Source organism: Paenibacillus sp. FSL H7-0940, from assembly GCF_037979415.1.
Taxonomy (GTDB): domain Bacteria; phylum Bacillota; class Bacilli; order Paenibacillales; family Paenibacillaceae; genus Paenibacillus; species Paenibacillus amylolyticus.
In genome coordinates, this window is the sequence record NZ_CP150280.1 from 2,511,023 (window position 1) to 2,538,016 (window position 26,994).

A 26,994-nucleotide genomic window follows, 5' to 3' on the forward strand; every position below is an offset into this window, starting at 1 on the left:
TAAATATAAATCATATAAAGTCCGATTTCAACTTTTGAATTCAGCCATCCTCATTTCTACCTGTACATAGCAAAAAAACCGCGATCATCGCGGTTTTTCTAGTCATACTATGGGAATTTTAATTGAATACGGACAGGAATGCAGGAAGATAACTCGCTATCTGTTCTGCCTTCTTCTGCCTGCTCTGTTTCTTCTGCTTGTACGATCCACTGCCTACCGATTAACGTTTGCAGCAATTCAATCTCTTCTGCGGTCAGTTCAATATGCTTCAGAGACAACTCATCTTGAACGTAATCCCGATCCACCTTACGGTCAAACCGGAAATCGAGCAATCGTTTCAACCCGTTAATATGCAAAAACTTGAACTCATAACCCTGACGTATCGCCCTTTCCCAATCGTCTCCGATATCAGATGCTGTCTGTAGTCTTTCATCAAAATCCATCGCGGATTCCTTAACCAGAGGCAACAAACGGGAATAGTCTCGACGTTGTAAACATTCAATAATCACTTCTTTTGATTCTCCACTTGTCAGTACATTTTCTACAAGAAGCCCTACAGGAATGGACAGCTGAGTTCGACTCATTGCTCGCCCTCCTCATTCCCGAGGTACTGATTGAACCAGGCATTCACCTGTTCGAAGCTATCGATCCGAAGGGAAGGTTTACCGCTTTTCAGCAAACTGTGGTTGGAACCCGGATAACGAATCAGTTTGGTCTTTTTGCCGTATCGTTTTAGCGTAGTATATAATTCCTCCGCTTGTGCAATCGGTGTCCGATAGTCCTGCTCTCCGTGCATGATCAGAAGTGGCGTCTCAATGTGATGTGCATGGGCAAGAGGTGAGCGAGACCACAGGAATTCAGCGTTTTCCGCCGGATTACCACCAATGACTCCCTCGACATAGGAAATTCCGATATCACTCGTCCCATACATGGACAACCAGTTGGAGATACAACGCTGGGTTACAGCCGCCTTGAAACGGTGGGTATGCGCTACAATCCAGTTGGTCATCACTCCTCCATAACTGCCACCTGCCACACCCAGACGTGAAGCATCAAGGAAATCGTATGTAGCCAGGGCATAATCAACAGCTTCCATCAGATCCCGGTAATCACCTCCGGCAAAGTCGCCACGGCAAGCTCTGGCAAACTCCTGACCGTATCCCATACTTCCGCGAGGATTGATCCACAGCACAGCGTACCCTTGCGCAACGAGTGTCTGCATTTCATGACTGTATGTACCCGTATACATCGCGTGGGGTCCACCATGAATCTGCAAAATCAATGGCAGTTTCCCATTGGTGTCACGTATTGCCGGTGTGGCTAACCAACCTTGAAGCGGCCATCCATCAGAGGACTTAAACTCTACACGGACTGGCACATTTACAGCCAATTCAGCCATGAATTCATCATTTCGCCGGGTGAGTCTGAACATTTCACCACTGTCGATATCCACGCGATATAACTCTCCAGAGTGTTCATCCGTCAACGCAGCGATAACCAGGGACATACCATCTGGCGTTAAGGTATACTGATACACATCCTTTTCACCAGCGCCCGTCACCAATTGACACGCCCCATCTTCTTGAATACGGTACACGTCCACATTCCCGTTATGTGTTCCGAGTACATATACACCACGTTCCGGATGCTTATTATCCGTGAGTGGAGAAGGTGACGCACCTGCCGACTTCATATCTCCAAGCGCCGCGTTACCAATCTGCATATCTAATTGAGGTGCGATTGGCCTGGGTATACCTCGATGAACGGGAACAGCGTATAAGCTGTTGTGGCTCCCGCTTCCATACTCACGATCACTGGCGATCAGGATCAGCTGTTGCCCGTCGGACGAATAGGAGAATTGGCTTATCGCCAAACTGGAATCCGTCACTTTAAACAGATCACTCTCTCCCAATCGAATGCTGTATACATCGGTAAAGTAAAGCAGATCCGCATCAAGTTCCTCGTCCTCTACTTGCTTCGAAATGAAAGAAAGCTGCTGGCTATCTGGCGACCACGCCGGAGCGCTGATATTCCATAGCCCGGAAGTCACCTGCGTGATTTCCCCGCTTTTGATCTCATATATAAACAACTGGCTGTATTGACCGTCCCACCAGCCAGCCCCTTCCGCCTTCGGCGTTGTACGCTCGAAGACTTTACCTCGCAGCTCAGGTACAGACTCCTGTTGGACGTCTGCTTTCTTCTGTTGGTCCTCCGGTTGTACTTTGCTGGTAAACGCAATGTACTGCCCGTTCGGCGACCAGATATAACTCAATATTTTACGTGCGGGAGATATCAGCATGACCGGCTCTTTTTGATCTGAATGGAGCGTCCATAGTCCTTTGCCACCATCCACTGAGCGAATGAATGTGAGCTGTGTGCCATCCGGCGACCAAGCAGGTGAGGAATCTTTTGTTCCATCCGAAAGTGCAATATCTTCATCACCATCGAGCGAAATCCCTCGAATTTGTGTATTATATTCGTTTTTATCCTGATCTATGGTCTGTTCCACATAAGCCACTTGTCCGTTAGGACTGATCACCGGCTGACTTATCCAACGGTAGTGACTCAGATCCTCCGGCATAATTGGTCTTTGATTCATAATGATGGCTCCCTTCTCCGTTTATTTATGGGTTGTCTCCGTACGTGGATCAAGCACATCACGCAGCCAATCTCCAAGGAAAATAACACCGAGTACGGTAAATGTGATCGCTAGTCCCGGGAATGTAGCGACCCACCAGCTTGTAGCAACGTATTGTCTGCCATCACTGAGCATCCCTCCCCAGGATACATCAGGTGGTTTGATACCCAGACCCAGGAAACTGAGTGAAGCTTCCATAATAATCGTTGTGCCGACATTCATACCGCAGATGACGATAAAGGATGAAAGGATATTCGGCAGAATGTGTTTCAGAATCAATCTTCCATTCTTCGCGCCAATCGATCTGGCCGCATGAACAAAATCACGCTCTTTGATACTAAGAACCTCACTTCTTACCACACGGGTGAATGGAACCCAGTTCGTCACCCCGATGACAAAGATCAACGTTGTAATACCCGGGCCAACAATTGCCATCACAACAAGCATGAACAGAATGGTTGGAATCGCCATGAATGCATCACCTACACGCATGATAACAGCATCCAGCCATTTCCCGTAGAATCCGGATACCAGCCCCAGAATCGCGCCAATAATTCCTGACACAATCACGGCACCCATCCCCACGATTAAGGAAACTCGGGCACCATATACAATTCGACTCCACATGTCTCTGCCGAGATTATCGGTGCCCAGCCAGTATTCGGCCGTTCCGCCCTCAAGCCATGCTGGTGGTTTAAGTCGGCCCAGCGGATTCACCGCTGCCGGATCATGACTCGTCAATAGAGGTGCACCTATGGCAATTAACACAACCAACAATACAAGCACAGCACCAAACATTCCGGTCTTGCTGATGATCAGTTGTTGCCAGATATAACGAAATCCCGTTGGTGCACGCCCATTGTCTTGTTCCTGTTCTGTACCCGGAATTGGCATTTCATTGCTGCCTGTCATATGATTGCACCTCCTTCTAGTCGTATTTGATGCGCGGATCAAGTAGCCTGTAAGCTACATCCGTCAAGATGTTGATTACTACAACGATAAAGGCAATGACAAACACCGCTGCCTGTACAATCGCCATATCATGTGTGTTGACTGCAACGACCAGCAACTGACCCAGTCCAGGCCAGGAGAATACCGTTTCCGTAATCAAAGTGCCCCCGATCAGACTTGTAAACTGCAAACTCATAATTGTCACGACCGGAATCAATCCGTTCCGAAATGCATGTTTTACAATGACAACCATCCGGCCAAGCCCCTTGCTGCGAGCTGTTCGAATATAGTCCTGGTTGAGAATCTCCAGCATGCTGGAGCGAATCAGTCGGGTCATCTGCGCAGCCAGTCCAACACCAAGTGTAAAGGCCGGCAAGATCAGATGTGACAATCCTCCGCGACCAGATACCGGCAATACGCCCAGCATGACGGAGAACAAGAGGATAAGCATAATCCCCATCCAGAAGTTTGGCATCGCCTTACCAATGACGGATATTCCTGAAATAATGAGATCGGTAAACGTATTGCGTTTGACAGCTGAAATGACTCCAAGTGGCACAGCCATAAGTACAGCAAAAAACATGGCGGCTACAGCCAGTTCAAAGCTGGCAGGCAATCTCTCCAGCACAAGCTCTAACGCAGGCTGATTGTAGCGAAAAGATTGACCAAAGTCTCCCTGTATCGCACTGCCCAGAAACTTCACGTATTGCGTATATAAAGGCTGGTCCAAACCAAGTGCCTGCGTCAAGACAGCACGATCTTCAGCGGTAGCCGTTTCAGGCAACATTAACGCAACCGGATCACCGGTGACTCGAACCAAAATGAACACAATTAATGAAACAATGAACAGCACCGGAATGATCTGCAGTAGTGACTTAAGTACGTATTTGCCCATTCCTTGTTCACCTCCCTTTTAAAAAAGAACGGCAGGAACATGGTTATCCAGTCCCTGCCGTTCACGGCCTATCTTTTCAATGACCGGTTGTTATACCCGATGTTACTGTGCAACAGGTGTAATCTCGTCAGCATAGAACATCTCGTCACTGCGTGGCGCGAAGTTCACTTTAGCATTTGTTCCGTAGACACCTTCCATTTGGTACAGATATACGGCTGGGCGTTCTTCAGAGAAGATCTGTTGTACTTGCTGATACTCTTTCTCACGAGACGCAGGGTCCATGTTCACCAATGCCGATTGAAGCAGTTTCTCTACTTCAGGGTTGTTGTAATCCGACTCGCCTTTTGCTTCTTCCAACATATAACGATTGTAGTTATTCGAAGCATCGAACAAGGAGTTACCAATACCAATCATGAAGATTTCTTTGAATGATTTGGAGCTGTAACGTTCACTGAATGCACTTGCTTCCAGGACATCCAGATTGATTTTGAATCCGGCTTGTTCCAGCATTGCTGCAACAACTTCAGCCTGTTCTTTGTATTGTGCGGAAACGGAGATAGTCATCTCGGCTTCACCTTCCGCATAGCCAGCTTCTTGCAGCAACTGTTTGGCTTTTGCTTGATCATAAAGTGATGTTTTGTACAATGAAGGATCAGCACCGAAGTTGCCTGGTGTTACGGATGTGCGGGTTACGATACCTGCTCCGCCGGCAATGCTGTCCACGATCCCTTGTTTGTCGATAGCCAGGTCAATCGCTTCACGTACTTTCGGATCAGCTGTGATGCTACCTTCTGTCTGACGGAATATCAACTGAAGCACACGCTGGATTGGCGCTTTGACAATCTTCTTATCTGCTTCGCCTTCGATCCGGGCAATGTCAGTGGACGGAATGGAAGACGCCACATCTACACCACCAGCAAGCAATTCGGATACACGTGTGGAGGCTTCAGGAATAACGCGGAATACCACTTCATTCCATTTTGGTTCACCGTCAAAGTAGTTCTCGTTTTTTACCAGTTCCACACGATCATCTTTGGTCCATTTACTGAACTTATAAGGGCCTGTGCCTACTGGTTGTTTCAGGAAAGCATCGAATCCTTTATCCGCAATATATTTTGCTGGCAGAATGCCTGCTCCCATTTTGGACAGACGATTCAGGAGCAACGGATCTGGACCATCTGTGATGATATCTACGGTATAGTCATCCACCACTTTAACTTCTACGATATTTTTGAAATAACTGTTTTGTTTCAGTGTCTCGTCCTTGGCTACGCGCTCCAGCGTGTATTTTACATCTGCTGAAGTGAATGGATCGCCATTATGGAAGGTAACACCTTCACGCAGCTTAAATCTCCACGTTGTATCATCGACTTGATCCCATGATGTCGCAAGTCCCGCAACTTTTTTCTGTTCACTGTCATTTTTGATCAGATAATCAAAAACGTTGACCAGAACCGCCTCACTGGAAGTATTGTTGTTGTTGTGCGGATCAAAACTCTCAATATCGGTTGCCGCAGCAACGGTCAGTGTTGTACTTGCGCTTCCACTGCCCGTTCCTTCTGTTGCGGAACCATCATTCGTGCTTGTCGATTTTCCTCCGCAAGCGCTGAGTACCATTACGACTGCCAGTAACGTGATCCACAAGCCTGTCCATTGTCTTTTTTTCATTGTGATTGCTCCCCCTCAGAAGTTGTATTCCGTGCCAAAAATTCAAGTGCTACTGCAGACAACATGCCCACACCATAAGGCATCGCTGTCTCATCAAGATCAAACATGGGATGGTGGAGTGGATAGCGAGTACGTTCCTCATCATTCCCAGATCCTAGTCTGAAAAACACACCCGGAACCTGTTCACAATAAAACGCGAAATCCTCGCCCCCTGTGGAGGGTTTGATATAAGTCCATCCCTTCTCCGCATTAACCTGATCACAAGTCTCTGTTAGCAGGTCAACCATGCCGAGATCATTCACGACAACAGGGTATCCATCGCCGTAGACAACTTCGCATCCTGCTCCGAATGAATCACAGACCCCTTTAACAACCTGCTCGATCAGAGCTGGCATCCGCTCACGAATGGCAGGTGAGAGTGTACGAACCGTACCGATCATCTCCACTTCGGGGGCGATGGCTGTTCCCATATAACCTCCCGTGATTTTGCCAATCGTGACTACTGCCGGTTCAAGTGGATCAACCATCCGACTGACGATATTTTGCAATGCGGTGATGACCTGAGCGGATACCGCGATTGCATCAATACCCTCATGCGGACGAGCTGCGTGGCCACCCTTGCCAAACACCTTGATAATCAAGGGATCAGCTGATGCAAAAGCAACGCCCTGACTTACGCCCAAGGTTCCCGTGTCCTGTCCAGGTGTCATGTGTAATCCTGCGATGGCATCAACCTTTGGATTCTCCAGAACGCCGTCCTGGATCATGGCTCTTGCACCTGCAAGTCCCTCTTCTGCTGGCTGGAAAATAAATTTGATGTTGCCTGACTTCGGTCTTCCAAGACCAGTAAGCAGTTGGGCGGCTCCCATCAGGATGGAGGTGTGAGCGTCATGCCCACACAGATGCGCTTTGCCTTCTACTTGCGAACGGTATTCCACCACTTTCTGATCCTGGATTGGCAAGGCATCCATGTCTGCGCGCAAAGCAAAGGTTGGTCCGTCGGTCTCTCCGCGAAGCAGGCCTGTAACCCCGGTCTGTCCGACATTGCGTGTAACTTCCAACCCCAGGCTTTCCAGATGCTCAGCTACGATAGCAGATGTGCGATGCTCCTCATAACCGATCTCCGGATGCTCATGTAAATCTCTGCGCCAAGCGCTTAACTGGGCTTGTAGTGGCTGAGCCAGCTGTATTAGTTCTGAACGATTCATTTGCTGTCATTCCCTTCATTTTTGTCCGATTCAGAAACCAAACGGGCATAGATTGCATCCGCCGAGAATTCGATATGCCTTTTCATCGTCTCCTTAGACTTGATGCTATCATGGGCTTTCAATGCTTCAAGAATCTCCATATGTACACCGTGGTTGACGGTACGTATCCGGTCATCATAAGGCATCAAGTCGAGCGCCGGATTAATTTTCGTCCGAATCTGTCTGACGGCTCTCTCGCAGTATGGATTCCCCGAAGCCTTGGCAATGGTCAGATGAAATTTCACATCCAGCGCCCTGAACCATTCCCTTGTGCAGTCTGGCTCTATACTTTGCTCCATGTAACCCTCAAGCAGCTCCAGTTCGCCTGCGGTGATCCGCTCAGCAGCGAGAAAAGCTCCCTCTGGCTCAATGATGGTTCGATATTCAAACACTTTCAGCATCTGTGACCAATCCCGTTTAATTTCTTCTCTGGTCCGTTTATGCGAATTGGCTGTCAGAGGCAGTACAAATGTTCCGCCTTTGGCACCCACCCTTTTCTCAATCAAGCCTTTCTCTTCCAGTGAAGAGAGTGCCTCGCGAACGGTAATCCGGCTTACGTTAAAAATCTCTGCCAGATCTCGCTCGGCTGGAAGCTGTTCTTCACTCATTAATTCTTTCAAAATAATAGCTTCTTCCAGTTGTTCCCTAATGAATTCACTAACCTTTTTGGTGGATACTTTCTCAAAACGAAATGAAAACGTACTGGACATCTAAACACTCCGATCTGTATATGGTCTAGACCTTATACCATTAATATAATTCCGACTAAACTTATATGCAATACTTTTTTTCAAGTAAATTCATATTTTTTTCTCACCACCTCCAAATTGAACCATTTTGGGCACAAAAAAGACGCATCTGCACGCAGCAGATGCATCTTCGTTTTCGTTATTTGACGACATCCATGGGCACTACGATTACAGACTATAACTTTTTATTAGCATAGGGTCTGAAATCCTCTGTAACCACAAGTTTCTTGCTTCCCCTCAGGTAAAAGCTATCATCCGCTCTCCAGGTATGACTCTTTTTGTTCTGTCTACGGTGATAGACATAATTGTATGGTGAGGTCGCGTACGCTTTGAACCCTCTTTTCCTGCATTGTCTCAGGAAGGTTACATCTTCCCCTATTGAACGGTCCGTGAAGCGGACTTTTTTCAAGATCTCCCTTTTGAATAGGAGAGTACCCCCTTGTACAAATTCAACCGGTTTATTCTTTTCAGCAGGAGATCTGACCAACAATGTCTTGGATGCGCCCAAATAGACCAGGCACGAATGTTTACCCACAATATCACTTTTGGTCCGTCTAAGTTCTCTCACCTGCTCTGTTAAATAATACGGCGAATAGTAGTCATCATCATCAAATTTGGCAATCAACGCAAAGCGTGCCCTTGTCATGCCAGCGTTCAGGCTTTGTCCTAATGAAATACTCTCCGGTACTTGATATACATGAACATTGGTAAGATTCCGAACCCGGTTTTGGTATAATGCCAGATTCATACTGTCATGATTCAGGACAATGATCAGCTCTTTGCTTTTATAACGCTGCCGATTGTAATTTTGCAGGATGTTGTCAAAAAATTGCGGCCGATTGGTACATACAACAATGGAAACACCATGACCCGTTTTGTGTTTAGTCAAGACATACCCTCTTTTCAGCTCATTTTTCTCTCATCATATGTGCCGAAATAGAGTCTGGTATGGACCAATAGCTAGGGCGTGTCTCAAAACTCGCTGAAGTGCATCTTTTACCGCCTTTTCGCCCCCTGCTGCGTCACTTTCCCTTGACGTGCCCCGGCACGCCTGCGGAAAACTTCCTGGCTTGGAACGAAAATTCGGCAAAATCTGCTTCCTTCGGAGTTTTCAGATACGCCCTAGCATCCAAAACACCAAAAACCCTCTGCCCCAAATAACAGGACAAAGGGTTCTCTAATCTATTGTTTTAAGCCTTTTCTATGCTTCGCTAGCGTTATTCAGGTATACAGCCTTGCCTGTGCGAGCAGATTCATAGAGTGCTTCCAGGATCTGAGATACAACCAGTGCTTGTTTCGGTGTGACCACCGGCTCCTGATCGTTCTCAATCGCTTCAATCCACTTTCTCATCTCAACATCCGGTGCGCTCTCGCTCTTACCATCGTAGAAAGCTACCCCGCCTGCACTCAGTTCAATTTCGTTTGTGTATAAACGGCTAAATTTCTCGCCATTGATGCGCAGTCCGTTCTTCATGTCCGCACCCGCTTCGCTACCGCTCAAGCTGCATTTCGCCTCATCCACATCCAGTGAGTTCAGTGCCCAACTGGATTCCAGCATAATCGTTGCCCCATTCTCCATCACAATCATGCCAAAAGCCGAGTCCTCTACGGAAAATTGTTTTGGGTCCCACGGGCCCCAGGCATTGGCCGCATTTTCACGTTGTGAAAGCTCATGGTAGGTCGTACCCAGCACAACTTTTGGTTGATAGTTATCCATCATCCAGAGCGTCAGATCAAGTGCGTGCGTACCAATGTCGATCAACGGACCGCCACCTTGCTTCTCTTCATCCAGGAAAACACCCCATGTTGGTACTGCTCTACGTCTAATCGCATGTGCTTTGGCAAAATAAATATTACCCAGATCACCAGCTTCGCACACCTTCTTCAAATACTGACTGTCTTCTCTGAAACGGTTGTTGTATCCGATGGTCAGTTTCTTGCCGGTACGTTCTGCCGCTTCCAACATGAGCTGTGCTTCAGCAGATGTCTTCGCCATTGGCTTTTCACACATCACGTGTTTCCCCGCTTCCAGGGCAGCAATGGAAATCTCGGCATGAGAAATATTCGGCGTAAGTACATGCACAATGTCCAAAGACTCATCCTTAAGCAATTCCTGATAATCCGTATAGACTTCGGCTTCAGTAGAGCCATATTTCTGCTTGGCTTCATCCGCACGTTCCTGAACGATATCACAGAAAGCCACCAGTTCAACATTATCCAATTTACTCAGACTCGGCAGATGTTTACCATTCGCGATTCCGCCACAGCCAATAATTCCGATACGATATACTTTACTCATATATATTCACCCTCACTTAAGTATTGGTTGTTTCATTTTGCGAAAAGCCGACGGGGTCATCCCCAGACGTTTGCGAAATACAGCATGCAAATAGTTGGCATTATTGAATCCTGAAGCAAGAGCGATCTGTTCAATGGATACGTTACTTTCCTCCAGATTGCGGCACACGGCGCGCAGACGAATATCTTCCAGTACACGGCTGAACGGCATCTCCGGCTGTACTTGATAGAAGATTCGCTGCAATTGTCTGCTGCTGATATGAAGTTTCTCAGCTACATGCTCCAGCGTGACCACGGTAGGGTGATTCGCCTCCATATACTGCACTGCATACTCATAGCGATACACCGACATATCCCGCACAGGGGCTTCCGGTCGATTCCCCCCGGTGTCGTATGCTCGCACGGTTTTGAGTAATATGCTGATAACCAGTTGCTTGATCGACGTATAATAACCTAACAATTTTAGATCACATGCCTCGTAGGCTTCCAAAAAACAATGCATTGCACGATGATAATCATTCACCGGAGTAAGCGGAAGCGTTCTCAGCTTTTCCATCGTTTCCTCGGATTCTGCTGCTTCCCAGGGATCGACATGTTCCCTTGGCTTGTGAACGATATCCACATGAAGACATAGTTCATCCATGTCCTCTTTGGCATCAGCCTCCTGATAATGAACGACACCCGGTCCAGTCAAATAAAGCATACCTTCCGAGAGTGCATGTGTCTGATCATCCAGAATAACTTTGCCTTTACCTCTTGGGATAAAATGAAACTCAAACTCCGCATGATTATGGAAATCCACAACTCGGCCCGCTGGAAAAGAAGTCAGATGAAATCGCATCACGCGAATCTCATAATGTCCCCAAACCATTGAAATATCCAATCTCTCCAGGAGATCCTGCCGTTCAAGCATTTTCTCATAAGGATACAGGCTCAAGATTGCACACCTCCTTAATAAAAACTAACCCTTCAACTCTTTCAGAGTAATTCTGCGCCCTTCCTTAGCTGAAAGATTCGCAGCTTCCATCAAACGGGTCAACTCCACAGCGATCTGCACGTTTTCAGTTGCAACCGTATCATTCTGTATATATGCAACCCATTGATTGAATGCGCTTTCTCTTTGGTCTGCCAAAGGAAGTTCAGTCCAGTCATCATATTGTCCTTGTGCGGCTTTCGTTCGAATCAATAACTTTTCTTCGGGTGTTCCGTACAGAAGTGTACCTTCCGTGCCATGAACCTCAATCGTAAACGGAGAATGGCTGTTCACAAAACCGGCTTCAACAACGCCGACTGCTCCAGAATCCGTAAACAAGGTTGCGACTGCATTATCTTCCACTTCTTTGCCTGTAATATATCCAAAGTTCGCATTAACCGCTGTTACTTCCTGACCCAGAAACAGTTTGGCGAGATACATTGGATGACAGCCCAGATCAATCAGCGCACCGCCCTGACAATCCTTCAGATCATAGAAGTGTTCAGGCAACCAGTTGGAAATTGCTCCATCATGCGATAAACGCGCTCTAACATAAGTCACTTTACCAAGTAATCCCTGGTTAAGGACATCCTGAATCGTTAACGTATACCCTGCATTCAGTCGAGGTAAGGATACTGTCATCTTGACGTTGTTTGCCTTTACCTCATTAAGGATTCTATTGGATTCCGCCTGTGTCGAGGCAATAACTTTCTCCGTGAAAATGTGTTTACCTGCTTTTGCAGCAGCGGTGATCACTTCTTCATGAATGCGGGTTGGCCCATCTACAATAACGGCATCGATGTCATCCTTGGCCAGCATTTCTTCGAGTGAAGCATAGAATGGTACGTTTAAACGTTCAGCCGCTTCCTGACCACGCTTGGCATCTTCATCCCATACAGCGGCGATGACTGTATCCTCATGTTCCTGTGCTTGCTTGATGTAATCCCATGCGTGAACATGCCACAAGCTAATTTTTCCAATTCGAATGGTCACTATTATCTTACCTCCATACTATATAATATTCTGACATTTATCTATAAGTTATCACAGACTTAATCTATTTTTAATAGAAACTCACGACAATAAATGTATAAAATCACGACATGAATGGTATTAGACATTTATACACTTGCCCAAATCCCTGATATATTTTACATAACGAGGTCGCATAACAAAAACCTCCTGCCCACGCTACCGTAAACAGGAGGTTTCTTTAGTTATGATGTTCAAAAATCAACTCAACGTAACGCATACCCTTGTGTAACAATCTTGTATCCAGATATCGTCTGGCTTTGACCCTGCAACGTGTCTTTAACCCGTTCCAGCACATCGCTCTCATAAACGGAGGCACATTCAACTCCAGGCTGAACGTTCAACTCAACGGGTTCGGAGTTTAGATTATACCAGCGAGCAATCAAATCTCCAGTTTCCTCTGCGATCTTCAGTGTGGAGAATGCCAGTGTCGAACCTTGCGAATTCCACGCCAACCATTGCTTCGACAGAGGTAGTTCCACCTTCTGCCCATCAACTCCAGCATGACCTTCTTGCTCAAATGTATATGCAAGTGTCCCTAGCTGTACAGTCGTCCACGGAATCGGATACGCATATGCGGATGCACATGCTCCTGACTGTGCGGCATCACCTGCAAATGGAATAATCGCATATTCCACGCTCTGCGGTCCCAGACATTGGGCTTCTGGTGTTTCAAACACACCCCAATCTCCCAGTTCCGAAGAGGCACGCAGCAGCGTAACCGCAATCGTACTGCCCTCTTCATGCTGTAAAATCTCGTATTCATTCAGCCCTTTGTTCGCAATCATCAACCCGTTATCACCATCGGTCACATGTACAAATGCTTGCTGATGCTGTGCATTACTCGGATTCACCCATTCTTTGGCCGGTGTATTGGAGCGTTTGGCAATTTCAAAGATAGAATCTGCATAATGATCCTCTGTCACCAGTCCTGATGGAAAGAGTGCACGCAGTCGATGATCCTTGGCCTGATTGTTAAAGTCAGATTTTACCTTGACCATATTACTGCCCGCTTCCAACGTATACGTTGTCGTAATCACCAAGGGAACAGTGTTCTCGACTCGCTGTGCCTTCCGTTCTGTAAAAGGAACCATTTGGCGCTTCTCCAGCTCGAACAGTTCATCTGCTCCAGCAGGAATATCCCAGCGTAATACACTTTGCATAACTGCCCGATACGGAGACTGCTCCACAATCCGCAGGTCCGCCTTCAGATGCTCCGTGGTCAGCGTTGTCTCTCCCTCCGGTTGACGATAGACATATTCATTGCCGATATCACCGGTATTTTCATATGAATTCAATCCCCTGTATACAGCACCGGAGACCTTATCTTCAATTGTAGCCGTACCATTCTCTTCAACCGTCACCCGCAAATGACCGTTCTCCATCATCATTCCCTGCACCTGGATGAGTTCGCTCGTATCGGGCACTTCAACAATCTCAACAATCTCTGCTTGTTTCTCTACTGGAATGAGAGCATACGTCTTATAACCTAGAGAAGGTACATCCACCGCTTGGAAAGTCACTCTTACTTTACGAGCCATATAAGGCTGTCGGAAGCGATCCTTCGGAAGTTCATAGCCGAAATGCGCACCCAGATCCTTGATTTCTGCCGAATATGTGCGTCCATCTGAATCGACCAGCTGATACACTGGCAGTGCATCCTCTTCCAACTTTTGCGCAAGGGCTTGAGGGTGAGGACCTTCCGGGAAAAATGCTTTGTCCACAATCAGATCCATCTCAATGATCCCATTTCGATTCCACCCACTCGTGTTGAACACGGTGAACAGCACTGCTTCCTCTCCCCAAGCCTCAGCAGGTTGCACATGAATGGACTCAGCAATCGCCTGCGCACTCTGGGAAACCAATTTCTCTGCAAGTTGTCTGCTCTTGGCGAAGCGGGTCACCATCTCACGGTGAACCTCATCCACACTGCATCCGCAGATGCTATCATGTGGGTGGTTCTGCATCAGCATCTTCCATGCATGTGTCAACAGATGATGCGGATAATCTTTTACCCCAGCTATATGGGCCATGGCGGCGAGTGGTTCGGCTACTTTTTCAAGCAACGTCTGCCCCTGCTGATTCATCTGTTTCAGATAAACTCTTGCGGATGCCGTATTCACCAGTGTTCCCCAACCATCCGTGTGCTGACTGCGAAGCTCACCCTCAATGGTCGCCAGATGCTCAGGGACTTCCTTCGTAACCGCCTCAATATAATCGTCAAAATTGGAGTGGATAAATTCCACGTCAGGGTACAACGCAGCTGCTGTGCGTAAAGCCTCTGGCAGATCCATCTGGATCGGCTGATGATCACAACCATTCATGAACAACAGATGGGGAGTCGAGGCAAACTTCTCGGCATCCGCCAGATTTTTATCCCAATAGGCTCGGGCTTTCTCCGAATCAACCGGAACTTCCATCCCATTGCAGTACCAGTTCGCGAACAAAATGCCGAGCACTTCCGAACCATCCGGCGAACGCCAGATCATCTCAGAATAGGGAGATTCATAACTGTCTGCATCAACCACGGCATTATTGAATCCCGTAGGCTTCACCCCACGCCCGAAGATCGCGTTATGAATATCCGCCTGTTGCAGAATCTGCGGTGCCTGTCCCATATTTCCGAACGAGTCTGGGAAGTATCCCGTCTTGGATATCACACCCAAAGGTCGAGCATCACGATGACCGATGAGCAGATTACGCAAGTTGGCCTCACTGCTGGTCAGAAACTCATCCTGTAACACATACCATGGGCCAAAATGAATGCGTCCTTCACGAATATAACGGTCGAGCCTCTCCTGTTGTTCGGGCCGAACCTGCAAATAATCTTCACGAATAATCGTCTGCCCATCCAGATGGAAATAACGATATTCCGGGTCCTGATCAAGCGTGTCCAGCAGTTTATCCATCAGCTCAATGAGCAATACGTGATGGTGTTCATAAGGCATATACCATTCGCGGTCCCAATGGGTATGCGAGATGAGATGTGCCGTCTTTTTGGTTGTCATGTAGCTACCTCCTGTCATTAACCTTTGGTTGCCCCGCCCATGCTGAAGCCCTTGGACATGTAACGCTGGGAGAAGATATATAGCACAACCGAAGGCATTGTATAAAGTAGTGAAAATGCAGCCAATCTGCCGTATTCAACCATACCGTGGCTGCCAAAGAACTGATAAATCGTGACCGATGCCGGAAGTTTCTCCGGTGTCTGGAGCAGGATGTATGGCACGAAGAAGTTGCCCCAACTTCCTGAAAAGGTAAATATCGCTATTGTTGCAATACCCGGCAACATCAGCGGAGCCACGATTCGTCTCAATCCGTTCCATACGGACGCTCCGTCAATCCATGCCGATTCTTCCAGATCAATGGGCACCGAATCCATGAAATTTTTCATCATCCAGATGCCGTAAGGAAGTGAGGATGCAGTCAGGAACAGCATCGTGGCAATGATGCTATTTTGCATTTTGAAGAACAGAAACATTTGAAATACCGGAACCATCACGGCAGTAATCGGAAGAGCTGTCATGAACAAAATGGATAACAGGAAGCTTTTTTTGAATCTCATTTCATAACGGGATAATGGATAAGCAGCAAGAACCGATACCAGAACAACCAATATCGCTTGCCCTCCCGACAGAATCAGGCCTACACCGAATGAACGAAGATTGCTCGAATCCCCGAGTACATCCTTGAAATTTTGAATGGTCCAGGTACTGGGCATTTTGATACCTTGTTGCGCGTTCGGGTCAAATGAAGCCAGAATGATCCAGAGCAGCGGCAATAAAAAACAGAGCCCTAGAAAAACTAGAATCCCGTACTGGATTTTGCGTTGAAGCCCATGTTTGACCATAGGGATCGAACCTCCTTCATGGTTACACTTTCACTTTCATGGATCGCATGTAGAACAGGCTGGCGATAATACCGATGAACAACAGAACCAGAGATATGGCTGTGCCGTATCCAAATTGATAGTTCACAAAGGCCTGGTTGTACATGAAGATCGGCAAGGTTTGTGTTGAAGTACCCGGGCCACCACCGGTCATCGTATAGATCAGCGTGAACACGCCCAGTGTCTGTAGGGTAACCAACATCATGTTGGTCACGATGGACCCTTTTACCATTGGAATCGTAATGTGTCTGACAATCTGGAACCCGGTGGCACTGTCAATAATCGCAGCTTCTTCAACTTCCTTTGGGATATCATCCAGTGCCGACTGATAGACCATCATTGAAAAGGCTGTGCCGTGCCAGATATTTGCGATAATGACACTCACCATAGGGAAACTGAACAACCAGGAGACTGGATTCGCTCCAAACCAGCCGAGGATCTGATTCAATGAACCATTGTCACTGAAAAAGGCGACCATACAGAATGCCACAACAATCTCGGGTGTCACCCAACCGGCAATGACGATGATGCCGATGACCCGGCGGAACGTCACATTTTTCTCCTTCATTAGAAGGGCCAGAATGAATCCAAGCAATACCTGACCAATCACTGCGGAGAAGATGAGAAAGACCAGCGTACGCCAGACACTAATCCGGAAGTCCGGATCATGGAACATATTAATGAAATTCTGGAATCCGACAAACTCCAAACTCTTGGCTGCCGCCCCAGTCAGAGCCATATTCGTAAAGGCAAAACAGATCGTCAGAATGATGGGAACAATGAAAAACACAAGTAATAACAGTACGGAAGGCATGAGAAACAGAAATGAACCTGGTGCTTTCCTTTTCATAAGTCACTCTCCATTCGAACCGGAAAAAGGGGAGATTATGCCTCCCCCTCCGAATATATCGATATCCTTATTTCTCTTCGATGCTGTCAGCGCCAAGGGAACGGGATACGTTGTCCTTCAATTGTGTAACTCCCTCTTCCGGCGTCAGCTTGCCAGAGGCAATACTCTCAACAATGCTTTGCAATTGTGCGGATACCGCTGCATATTGATCGTTCGCTGGACGGAAGTGAGCCACATTCAAGAGTTCCTGTGCTTCTTTGGTATATGGACGATCCGTATAACCTTCAACTTCCGTGGAATCGTTACGTGGGCTGAGGCTACCTTCCGCTACTACGCGTGCAGTCGCATTTTCCTTATTCATCAGAAACTCGATAAATTTCCAAGCTTCTTCCTTGTTCTTCGCCTGTGCAGGAACAGACCAGGCCCATCCTCCAGACATCGTAGTCGCTCCAGGTTCTTCCCCATTTTGTGTTGGGAATGGTGCAAAGCCTATTTTCTCTTCAACGTTGGCGATTGGAGCAGCACCGTTCTCGGCCCATGTCGAACCTGCCCAGCTACCATCTACAGCCATCGCCAATTTGTCTTGCGGGAACTGTTGCTGGAATGCAATACTGCCAGCTTGTCCATTCAGGGCAACCTGCATGGTTGGACCTGTTTTATCCGTGTTAAAAACTTGATCTATGAATTTGAAGGAATCCAGTAGCCCCGGGCTGTTCACGACCCATTTCTTGCTGGTGTCGTTATACAGCGTGTCCGCCGTACCATAGAGCAACATTTCCAGTGTTTGCATGGTGACACCTTCACCGTTTGCTTTGCCCACGATCATATTAAGTGGTGTCACACCCGGCAGTTTTTGCTTGATGGTACGTGCTGCTTCGAGTACTTCTGCCCAGCTTGCAGGTTTGAATGGAACTTCAAGTCCTGCCTTTTCAAACAGTTCCTTGTTATACCAGATTCCGCGTGTATCCGAGGTAGCCGGAACGCCGTACACCTTGCCGTCTTCGCCAGTAACCCCTGCCTTCAGGTTGTCGATGATGTGTTCTTCCCAATCGGACCATCCCTGAACCTGTGAATCCAGCGGCTCCAGATATCCCGCAGCAGCATCGGATTTGATAATGGACGTATCTTCGGCAATGACATCTGGTGCCGTATCCGGGGATTTCATTTGCAGAACCATTTTGGACGTATAATCGCCTTCACTTGCCAGTACAGGCGCAATGTTGATTTTGATATCCGGGTTTTCTTTCTCGAATTGATCCACCAAGCCTGATTGGAAGAATTTCGTAAGTGTATCTTCAGATCCTGAAGAACGGAACGATACAGTTACTTCCTTCTTGCCGTCACTGGTTGTGCCTGTGCTTGAGCTTCCGCCCGAACAGGCTGTAGTAAGAATGAGCAAGGATGTCATAACTGCTGCTACCGGCATTTTCAATGATATTTTTCTCATGATTCGCTCTCCTCTTGTCGGAATTCAACGATCTCCGAACGTTATGATGTACTCGCAGGTTATCTCTTGCTTCCCTATCTATTTCTGTACGCGGAATCCGCAATAATCCATAATCAGTTCACTAAAGAGCATGTTGGACCATGAAAACCATGGACGTGTATATTCATGTGGATTGTTGGCCGAAAAACCTTCATGGGTCAGTCCGGTATCCGCATCCGTCTTATGGATGAGCTGAAGCAATCGTAGTTTTTCATTGCGATCCTCTGTAGTCAGCCCCTGCATCGATAAAGCGATATGCCAGATGTACCCTTCCGGTGTATGCGGACTCCCGATTCCTGCTGCTGCTGTTCCCTCATAAAAATACGGGTTGTGCGAGGAAAGAATGAAACGGCGTGTATTCTGATACACCTCGTCGTTCTCCTCCACATATCCGAGATAAGGTAAAGACAGCAGGCTCGGCACATTGGCATCATCCATCAGATTGTGATTGCCTTTCCCATCCGTTTCGTACGCATATATGGTTCCATATTCCGGATGTTCAACGGTGCCATAATCCTGAATACCTTTGTTGATCTGTTCCTCCAACTGCTGAGCAGTCGCTGCCAGCGTTTCATTCTCGAACACCACTTCAGCAATTTCCTGTAGATATCGAAGCGCCACAACGGCGAACATATTGGATGGAATCAGATAACCATATTCACAGCGATCGTCACTGGGACGGAATCCCGACCAGGTCATGCCTGTGTAAGCTGTTTCAGTACCTCGCCCTTCTCGGCTGAGCGTATCGGTTTCAGGAGCATCCAGACGTTGGAACGTGTAGGGTGATTTCGTCTCATGATGTTGTTCCACTTGCCATAACTGCATGATGATCTGGGCTGCTTTACGGAACGTATCATTGAATTGAGTTGTTCTTCCCGTGTTCTTCCACAAGAGATAACTGAGCTGAATCGGATAAGCCAGTGAGTCGATCTCATACTTCCGTTCCCAGATCCAATCATTCATCTGCGTGAGGTCTTCCTGATGTCCTTTCCCACTCTCCGTCTCATTAAAAGCGTTTGCATAAGGGTCCAGGAGAATATAATTCAGTTGACGTTCAACCAGTCCAGCGATCATGTCAGCGATATCTTCATCCTCTGAAGCGAGAACCAGATAAGGTCTGACCTGAGCGGCAGAATCACGTAACCACATGGCAGGAATATCTCCCGTAATCACAAAAGTTGTTCCATCTTCTTTGCGCTGAATTGTAGTCGCCAACGTATTGGTAAAACAATTTTTGAACATTTGGTTGAGTTCCGGATGGTCCGGCATACGTTTGTTAACCTGATCAATCATGTCGTATATCGAGGGAGAAATTTCTTGATCATCTCTGGGTGTCAGCATGTTGTCCTCCTATTTAATCCAGTTTGTTAACCGCTTTCATCATCCTAAAACGAATATAATGTTATGTCAATATATTTATTTGTATATTAGCATGTTATCTTAATTTGAAGACACCAAATAATATACCATTTAAAGCAATTCTCTCCATTTTATCCGCACCAAAAAGAGGCCTCGTTTATACGAAGCCCCTGATTGAACACAATGAATATTAAGTTGTTATAATTAACCCTTTTGTTTCACCATACTCGTTGACTTACCCTTCACCAATCGGGCAGGCAAAACAACCCTGTTCACTGTCATTTCGTTGTTCTGCATACTTTGAAGCACCATCTCGAATGCCTGTTTTCCCATATCAAACTGGCTTTGTCTCATATGGGTTACACGGCTTCCTTCGGCAACGTTTGGACTGTCAAAGCAAATGATGGACAACTCTTCCGGGATTCTCAGACCAAGCCGATCCGCTGCCTGTTCTGCAAGTAAAGCAATATGATACTCCGCAGCAAAGAGTGCAGTAATCTGGGGGTATTTCTGTAAATGTTCCACCAATGTCTCCACATCACGGACCTCGACTTGAGGATCAAACACACTTGGCAGTGTCGAAAGAAAAGATTCTAACCACAGTTCCCTGTTCACCAGCACCCCTTGATCATGATGAGCCTCAATGATTCCTTCAATTCGTTCTTCAATCGGTGTAGTGTTCGCCGGAGGCTGCGTCAGAAAAGAGATGTGTCGGTGACCGAGGTTGAACAGATAATTCGTCCCTTCTCGCGCCGCGCCTACATTATCCGTACTGACAGATGAAGCCGGAATTCCTTTCAAGTACCGGTCAATCAGGACAAACGGGAATTTGTTAACGACCAGTTTAAGAATCTCATCGCTGAAATATTCACCCTGTGCCGGGAAAATAATCAATCCATCCACACCCAGTTCCAGCAGTTCCTGAATGCTCTGTTCCTCCTGCTCGGGAATCCCGAAGGAACGTCTAAGTACGAGAAAACAATCATGCTCTCGCGAAGCTTCTTCCATACCATATAACAGTTCTGTACCATACATGTCACTGAAATTAGTAATGACCAGACCAATGAGCAGCTTCTTCTCTGGATCTTTAACCGAAGCACGCGGAGCAGGTCTGTTAGGTCTTTCCTGTAACATATCTGCTGTGTCGGCTACAAAAGAACCCCGTCCCGGCTGACGAACAATTAATTGTTCACTCGCCAGCATCTCAAGTGCTTTTTTAGTTGTAATCCGGCTCACTCCGAATTCATCACATAATTCCTTCTCCGAAGGAACACGCTCACCCACTTGATATTGATGAAGCTGTATCCGTTCGCGCAAGGATTCAAAGATCTGTTCATACATCGGCTTGGATGCCGAGTCTTTCCCCAATACAAGCACCTCCATAAATATCCATACTTCTCATGTTCTACATCCTAATATATCATGTTATATCATTAATGTGAAGAAAGGAGACAACTCACCTGCTGTCATATGAGAGCAAAAGAAAAAACATCCCAATGGATGCTTCATTAATCTTAGGCGTCAGTTGTGAATCGAGACAACAAAAAGCCGACAAGCCCTGATACCTCGGCTTATCGGCTTCTTGCTTAGATGGTCAAAATGCAGTTATCGTCCAAGTCATACTTTGCATAATTAAGGTTGCAGACCCTCAGCGGAAGGTGGACTCACTTCCGTTCCATTCTCTTCAGGGCTCGAATCTGGTTCTGGAACGGATTGTTCTTGTGCTGCGCTGACGAACAATCGTCCAGCTGCTTCCGACTCTACTTTGTTGCCTGCTGCATCCTGAGCACGAATCACAATGACTCCACCCTCCAGAACAAGGGATGAAGGTGTTGTGTACGTCCCCGTGTAACGACCAGGTTCAGTCTCCACCAATGGAACCTCTCCTGCCCCCTGGGCATTCAGATTCAGCGGTAACTGAATCCGGAAAGATGCTTGCAGACCAGGTTTACTGTCAAAAGATACGGTGACACTTTCTCCTGATGTGATTCGAACATCTTCAACTGGCGTAATATTCGTAAGTTCTGGCAACGCCGTTTCCACGTATACGGTGCGGGTTACCGTTGTTTTGTTGCCAGCGAGATCGGTTGCTGTAATGGTAATCGTGTTCTCGCCTTCGTTAACCAATACGCGATGACTGAAGCTTCTGTCTTTGCCCACTTGTACGGTTTGTCCGTTAACAGTCAACTTATCGAGGAATTGTTCCACGACATTACCCGTTACGTGAACAACTTCCGCATTGATGCGATCTCCTTGAGTTGGCGTAACAATGGTCAACTGCGGTTTGGTCTGATCCAGAATAATGACGACGGGGAGTGAGCGGTCGGTCGTTTTCCCGTCCACCACTGCCTCGGCAGTAATCGCATTAATGCCAGAACGGAGTTTCACACCGTATGAGAACTTCCCATTTGCCACCGTTGTAGTGCCAGCGAGATCTTTGCCGTTGTAAAACTTGATCTGAGCGCCGGATGCCGGAGACGTTCCCGACACGGTGAAGGTTGATTGATTCGTATACGTGTTTGCAGGTGCTGTGAGCACAGGTGCATTGACCGGATATCTCACAACTGCACGAATCATGTAGTTACCTTCTTCATCAGGTGAAGTGCTCCACGCTCCACCTACTCGCTGCCAGCTTCGACCTGCATTTGGACCATCCTCATCGGTAGCGAGTCCCGGAGCGCTAGTTCCAGCTAAACTCTGTACATACACGATATAGAAATCACCCGTTACAATGACCGGTTCCGGGAATTCAACAGTTGTCCATTGATCGTTACGAAGTGCAGTACCGTCAAATGGTCCAGCCAGTTGTCGTCCCGGAGCTCCGCCCGCACCCGATGCATCATATACGGCATATTGGAACGCTGTGCCTCCAGGTACAGGCCATTCGGTGTTCCAGAATCGGAACGATGCACCTTTCAGTTGAGCGGTCTCCAGCTCTGGTGTCATTCGAACTGCCCAAGCGTTATCCGCAGCATTAAAAGCTCGTGCGTTCTCTGCTGTTCCATCATCATAAGCAATTTCCCCAGGGAAACCGATGAATGGTTTTAAGGCAACATTTGCCTCAGCCGTACCATTACCAGGGACTGTCACAGTAACGGTTTTACTGTAATAATCTGCAGCCCGGATGGATAGGGTATAACTTCCTTCCAATACCTGAATATCGAAGCTGCCATCTGAACCTGTGCGAACTTCACCTACATTCGCATCTTCCACCACGAGAACGGAAGCATCAGCCAGTGGTTGTCCTGTCCGCTCATCCGTTACTACACCTTCAATCTGCCCATGCGGAATTGCTTCCAGATTAAAGTTGGCTTTGGCTCCATTGCCATCTGTAATCGTCACCTGCTGAGTTCGAGGATAATATCCATATGCTTCAGCTTTTAACGTGTAATCACCTGCTACGTGTGTGAAGTTATACTTGCCTGTAGCTGGATCTGTCTTCACCGAACGTCCGGTTTCCAGTACGGTAACCGTTGCACTTGCAGGCAGGCTTTGTGGATTAACCGAACCTGTTCCTGGTTTTTCAACTTCAGGTTGTTGCTGTTTCGTTTTGTTAAATTCCGCTTTGTCTGTCCGCGAAATTTTGTACCATGGATTATCATAGGACGGTTTTGGTTTGTCATTGTTAAGCACAACCGCACTGTCCTCCGTTACCGTCTCCGCAGCAACTCCCAGTACACGGAAATCATCAATGAACCAGCCTGTCTTCACAACACTGTTATCTGAGGTCAGGCGGAATCGGAATTGAACTTCATTACCGGTAAGTGCATTTAGATCATAAAATACGGGTGTCCATTGTTTACCGTTTGTACTATGTGAGAATTTGCCCAGTTCCGACCATGTGGTTCCACCATCCTTGGTGACTTCCACATACCCGTAGTCGTATCCACTCTCAATCTCGTACCAATGATTAAACGTGAGTGTTCCTTCGGACACATCCGTCAAATCAATGACCGGAGATACGAGTGAATAGTTGGAGCCACTCTCGTACGTATTGTCGAGATCAGTCGCCCAGACATTCGGTGGAGAAACCGCGCTGGCAGGTCCCGTTACCGGAATACCGCGTTCCCACTCATCTTTGGTTCCTGAATGAGTCCAGCCATTATCATCACTGCCATCGAAATGATCGATGTAGATATCCTGAGGCACCTCTACGGTAATGGAGACCTCATTCGATTTGTCGCTTTCATTGCCACTATAATCAAGTGCGGCAACGGTATAATAATACGTCGAATCTGTCACCGTAGCCGTATCTGTAAACGTTGTTCCTGTTGCAGTTCCAATGGATTCATAACCTGCACCTGCGGTTGTGGAGCGATATACGATATAGGATTCGAGATCCTCATCGCTCGGACCCGTCCAGCTCAAGGCTACATTACCAAGAATATCGGCCGTCGCAGACAATCCGGCAGGCGCACCCGGAGCAATCTCATCCAGTTCTTCTACAGCGAAATCATCAATGTACCAGCCAGCCTTTTGCAATGAATTATCGCTCGTCAGATTGAACTTGATGAACACCTGCTGTCCCGCGTATTCGCCAAGATCCACATATTGTGTCTTCCAATTGCCACCTGTACCCGTGAAGGTTAACAGCTCTTCGAACACATAATCGCTATCCTCGGAAGCGATGTATACCTTGCCGAAGTCGATGTTATTCTCCAGGTCATACCAGTGTTTGAAGGATAATAACGCCCCTTCTGGACTCTCGGTTAGATCAATAGGCGGCGCAAGCAGATATGCATTGCTATTCGCCACATAAGTTCCTTGTAGATTGGTTGCAATCACCTTGTCACCGGAGTATGCACTTCCAGGACCACTGCTAGGTGCTCCCCATACCCAGGTACTTCCGGTTCCGCCAGTCGTGAAGCCCAGCTGATCTTCTTCAAAATCCTGAAGATATCCTGGCTGAACACCATTGGAGACAGCCACTTTATATACCTGACTTTCGAATCCGTTGTTGCCGTAGTCGTTCACGCGGATATAATACTCCACACCTTGTGGCTCAATCAGAAATGCCGGAATGGTCGCTGTGTACGTACCATCTTTGTTATCTCCAGCAATCCGGTTCATCGGTAGATAAACGTACTGGTTGGTACCTGTCGTTTTGGCAAAAGCCTCGACGGAGACTACTGCGACGTTATCTGTCACATGAGCCGTTAGTGGTATATCAATGCCTGTAAAGGCAGAATTAACAGGGGTATGTGCCAGTACCGGCTCTTCCAGATCATCTCCGGCCGTAACCACTCTGCCGGATACCGTGCCAATTCCTTCGAGTACAGACCCCACAGCATCAAGGGCATTAATAATGCCGTGACCGTAGCCGTTATTAGGAGATGTCGGATACTGACTATCCGTTCTCGGCGTGGCTGTATCTGTAATGATCTGCTCCAGCTGATCCACCGTAAGGGAATGATTGGCCTGAAGCAGCAGTGCAGCAAGTGCAGTTGTATGCGGGCCTGCCATGGATGTTCCGTTCCAGCCTCCCTCATATACTCCGCCCGGAACTGATGAACGGATATTCACACCAGGTGCAGATACTTCCGGTTTGATCTCACCATACGGGGATGGGCCCAGCAGGGAGAACGAAGCCAGATTTCCGTTGATATCGGTTGCTCCTGTAGCAAAACTTTCAGGATAGTTGGCTGGGTTAGCAACAGAACCAGGTCCGCCCGGGTTACCCAGTCTCACATTTCCTGCGGAGAATTCCGGGAAAATCTGAGCATCACGCCAAGCTTGGACCATAGGACGGAACCATTCATCCAATCCTGCGCCTCCGCCCCACGAGTTGTTAACAACATCCGGTGCAAGTTCAGGATGCAGATTGCCTTCCGCATCCACCGGAGCGATCAACCATTGTCCGCCATCCAGAATAATGGCATCTGTTGTTTCCGGATTGAATATCCGTACACCAATCCACTTTGCACCGGGAGCAACCCCGATCTGGTTGGTACCATCTGCTTCGGAGCCAACCATCGTACCCATCGTGTGCGTACCATGCCCGTCTCCGTCCGCAGGGAGGGAAGCATTACTGTGCGGATCATACCAGCTCAGTTCGGGATCAACGATATTGCCCGAAGCATCCAGTCCCCGCCATTTGCTGCGAAGCGCCGGGTGGGTATAATCCACACCGCTGTCCAGATTGGCAACAACAATCCCTGTTCCATCGATGCCCCGATCCCACACGGCTGGCGCATTGATGTAATCCAGGTTCCATTCCACGTTCTCTGTCGCAAGCTTGTCCTTTGCAGCAGGCTCTTTGTCTTTGACTCCGACTGAAGAGTCTTTAGCTGGCGTTTGGACAGCATCTTTGCCTGATGCTGCATTCGCCGGTTCTTTACTCACTTCGGCTTTCTGTAAGTATCTCGTCTCATTCGGTAGAATCTTCTCCACCTCAGGCAGCAGCGCAATCTGTTCCATGACTTCTTTGGTACTCGTTACTGCCAGTGAATTTACGATAAAATAGCTTTTATATTCTTTGACCTTACCCAGGTCAACTTCCTTTTCCAGATAAGTTTCCAATGGATATTGTGTACGCGAGGCCGTTTCTCGCAGAGAGCTGACGACCGAATTACGAACGGACAACTTTGTGGCTGAAGCAGTTTGTTTGGCGATGGTCGCCTTTTCAAGGGCCTGTTTGGAGACTGCTGCTGTATCCACCTGTTCCTTCATTTTCACCAGATAGGTCACATATTCACTACCATCAAATTCTTTGGTCAACTTGGCATTTACTTTGGACTCCGTAACTTTGGCAAGTCCAGATTTCATATCCAATTTGGATGATGTGGAGTTTTCAGCTGAAACCGGATGAATGATCGAAAATGCAAGGAGAAGCGAGAGCCCCATGGAGATGGGCTTGCGTAACCGATTAATCTTTATCAAACTTTTCCACTCCTTTTACCCGGTTTTTTAATTTAGTCTGGTACATATGCCCTTCTCTGCAGAATAAAACGGTAAAATAA

Annotated in this window: 18 protein-coding genes; all 18 read right to left on the minus strand. The window is 47.5% G+C overall.

Annotated features, from left to right (window positions below; translation table 11 throughout):
• Nucleotides 1-107: 107 nt before the first annotated feature.
• Nucleotides 108-584 (minus strand): hypothetical protein, encoded by a 477-nt coding sequence (locus MHB71_RS11040; RefSeq protein WP_340029589.1) that lies wholly within the window; start codon nt 582-584, stop codon nt 108-110.
• Nucleotides 581-2,599: a S9 family peptidase gene (locus tag MHB71_RS11045; RefSeq protein WP_340029590.1), complete on the minus strand. Its 2,019-nt coding sequence runs from the start codon at nt 2,597-2,599 to the stop codon at nt 581-583. Before MHB71_RS11045 ends, MHB71_RS11040 begins: the two co-directional genes overlap by 4 nt.
• A gap of 21 nt (nt 2,600-2,620) precedes the next feature.
• Nucleotides 2,621-3,550: an ABC transporter permease gene (locus MHB71_RS11050; protein ID WP_036670788.1), complete on the minus strand. Its 930-nt coding sequence runs from the start codon at nt 3,548-3,550 to the stop codon at nt 2,621-2,623.
• Between the two features lie 16 nt (nt 3,551-3,566).
• Complete coding sequence (locus MHB71_RS11055; RefSeq protein ID WP_017688654.1) at nt 3,567-4,484, minus strand: ABC transporter permease; 918 nt, start codon at nt 4,482-4,484, stop codon at nt 3,567-3,569.
• Nucleotides 4,485-4,586: 102 nt separating this feature from the next.
• The gene (locus MHB71_RS11060) at nt 4,587-6,152 is read right to left on the minus strand and encodes an ABC transporter substrate-binding protein (RefSeq protein WP_127545891.1); all 1,566 of its coding nucleotides are present in this window, start codon (nt 6,150-6,152) and stop codon (nt 4,587-4,589) included.
• Nucleotides 6,149-7,360, minus strand: a complete 1,212-nt coding sequence (locus MHB71_RS11065) for a M20 family metallopeptidase (protein WP_340029591.1) — start codon at nt 7,358-7,360, stop codon at nt 6,149-6,151. The genes MHB71_RS11060 and MHB71_RS11065 overlap by 4 nt, the downstream gene beginning before the upstream one ends.
• The gene (locus tag MHB71_RS11070; RefSeq protein WP_047842831.1) at nt 7,357-8,109 is read right to left on the minus strand and encodes a FadR/GntR family transcriptional regulator; all 753 of its coding nucleotides are present in this window, start codon (nt 8,107-8,109) and stop codon (nt 7,357-7,359) included. The genes MHB71_RS11065 and MHB71_RS11070 overlap by 4 nt, the downstream gene beginning before the upstream one ends.
• Nucleotides 8,110-8,323: 214 nt before the next feature.
• Nucleotides 8,324-9,037: a glycosyltransferase family A protein gene (locus tag MHB71_RS11075; RefSeq protein ID WP_340029592.1), complete on the minus strand. Its 714-nt coding sequence runs from the start codon at nt 9,035-9,037 to the stop codon at nt 8,324-8,326.
• 312 nt (nt 9,038-9,349) lie between these two features.
• Entirely contained in the window at nt 9,350-10,447 is a 1,098-nt protein-coding gene (locus MHB71_RS11080) for a Gfo/Idh/MocA family oxidoreductase (protein ID WP_340029593.1), read from the minus strand.
• Between the two features lie 12 nt (nt 10,448-10,459).
• Entirely contained in the window at nt 10,460-11,383 is a 924-nt protein-coding gene (locus MHB71_RS11085; RefSeq protein ID WP_340029594.1) for an AraC family transcriptional regulator, read from the minus strand.
• Nucleotides 11,384-11,407: 24 nt separating this feature from the next.
• A complete protein-coding gene (locus MHB71_RS11090) occupies nt 11,408-12,412 on the minus strand; it encodes a Gfo/Idh/MocA family oxidoreductase (protein ID WP_340029595.1) in 1,005 nt (334 codons plus the stop codon).
• A gap of 245 nt (nt 12,413-12,657) precedes the next feature.
• Nucleotides 12,658-15,459, minus strand: a complete 2,802-nt coding sequence (locus MHB71_RS11095; protein WP_340029596.1) for an alpha-mannosidase — start codon at nt 15,457-15,459, stop codon at nt 12,658-12,660.
• 17 nt (nt 15,460-15,476) lie between these two features.
• Nucleotides 15,477-16,301 (minus strand): carbohydrate ABC transporter permease, encoded by an 825-nt coding sequence (locus MHB71_RS11100; protein WP_076211825.1) that lies wholly within the window; start codon nt 16,299-16,301, stop codon nt 15,477-15,479.
• Nucleotides 16,302-16,323: 22 nt separating this feature from the next.
• Nucleotides 16,324-17,190, minus strand: a complete 867-nt coding sequence (locus tag MHB71_RS11105; protein WP_036608294.1) for a sugar ABC transporter permease — start codon at nt 17,188-17,190, stop codon at nt 16,324-16,326.
• A 67-nt stretch (nt 17,191-17,257) separates the two neighbouring features.
• Complete coding sequence (locus tag MHB71_RS11110; RefSeq protein ID WP_340029597.1) at nt 17,258-18,637, minus strand: extracellular solute-binding protein; 1,380 nt, start codon at nt 18,635-18,637, stop codon at nt 17,258-17,260.
• A gap of 78 nt (nt 18,638-18,715) precedes the next feature.
• The gene (locus tag MHB71_RS11115) at nt 18,716-20,017 is read right to left on the minus strand and encodes a glycoside hydrolase family 125 protein (RefSeq protein WP_340029598.1); all 1,302 of its coding nucleotides are present in this window, start codon (nt 20,015-20,017) and stop codon (nt 18,716-18,718) included.
• 222 nt (nt 20,018-20,239) lie between these two features.
• Nucleotides 20,240-21,412, minus strand: coding sequence for a GntR family transcriptional regulator (locus MHB71_RS11120; RefSeq protein WP_340030162.1), 1,173 nt, complete (start codon nt 21,410-21,412; stop codon nt 20,240-20,242).
• 255 nt (nt 21,413-21,667) lie between these two features.
• Nucleotides 21,668-26,914, minus strand: coding sequence for a S8 family serine peptidase (locus MHB71_RS11125; protein ID WP_340029599.1), 5,247 nt, complete (start codon nt 26,912-26,914; stop codon nt 21,668-21,670).
• Nucleotides 26,915-26,994: the final 80 nt, after the last annotated feature.

Excerpts from the sequence above, each read along its gene's own strand:
- MHB71_RS11045 (WP_340029590.1), bottom strand. The coding sequence starts at position 2,599 with ATGAATCAAAGACCAATTATGCCGGAGGATCTGAGTCACTACCGTTGG.
- MHB71_RS11095 (WP_340029596.1), bottom strand. The coding sequence starts at position 15,459 with ATGACAACCAAAAAGACGGCACATCTCATCTCGCATACCCATTGGGAC.
- MHB71_RS11070 (WP_047842831.1), bottom strand. The coding sequence starts at position 8,109 with ATGTCCAGTACGTTTTCATTTCGTTTTGAGAAAGTATCCACCAAAAAG.
- MHB71_RS11105 (WP_036608294.1), bottom strand. The coding sequence starts at position 17,190 with ATGAAAAGGAAAGCACCAGGTTCATTTCTGTTTCTCATGCCTTCCGTA.
- MHB71_RS11100 (WP_076211825.1), bottom strand. The coding sequence starts at position 16,301 with ATGGTCAAACATGGGCTTCAACGCAAAATCCAGTACGGGATTCTAGTT.
- MHB71_RS11080 (WP_340029593.1), bottom strand. The coding sequence starts at position 10,447 with ATGAGTAAAGTATATCGTATCGGAATTATTGGCTGTGGCGGAATCGCG.
- MHB71_RS11060 (WP_127545891.1), bottom strand. The coding sequence starts at position 6,152 with ATGAAAAAAAGACAATGGACAGGCTTGTGGATCACGTTACTGGCAGTC.
- MHB71_RS11055 (WP_017688654.1), bottom strand. The coding sequence starts at position 4,484 with ATGGGCAAATACGTACTTAAGTCACTACTGCAGATCATTCCGGTGCTG.
- MHB71_RS11110 (WP_340029597.1), bottom strand. The coding sequence starts at position 18,637 with ATGAGAAAAATATCATTGAAAATGCCGGTAGCAGCAGTTATGACATCC.
- MHB71_RS11040 (WP_340029589.1), bottom strand. The coding sequence starts at position 584 with ATGAGTCGAACTCAGCTGTCCATTCCTGTAGGGCTTCTTGTAGAAAAT.
- MHB71_RS11050 (WP_036670788.1), bottom strand. The coding sequence starts at position 3,550 with ATGACAGGCAGCAATGAAATGCCAATTCCGGGTACAGAACAGGAACAA.
- MHB71_RS11115 (WP_340029598.1), bottom strand. The coding sequence starts at position 20,017 with ATGCTGACACCCAGAGATGATCAAGAAATTTCTCCCTCGATATACGAC.
- MHB71_RS11065 (WP_340029591.1), bottom strand. The coding sequence starts at position 7,360 with ATGAATCGTTCAGAACTAATACAGCTGGCTCAGCCACTACAAGCCCAG.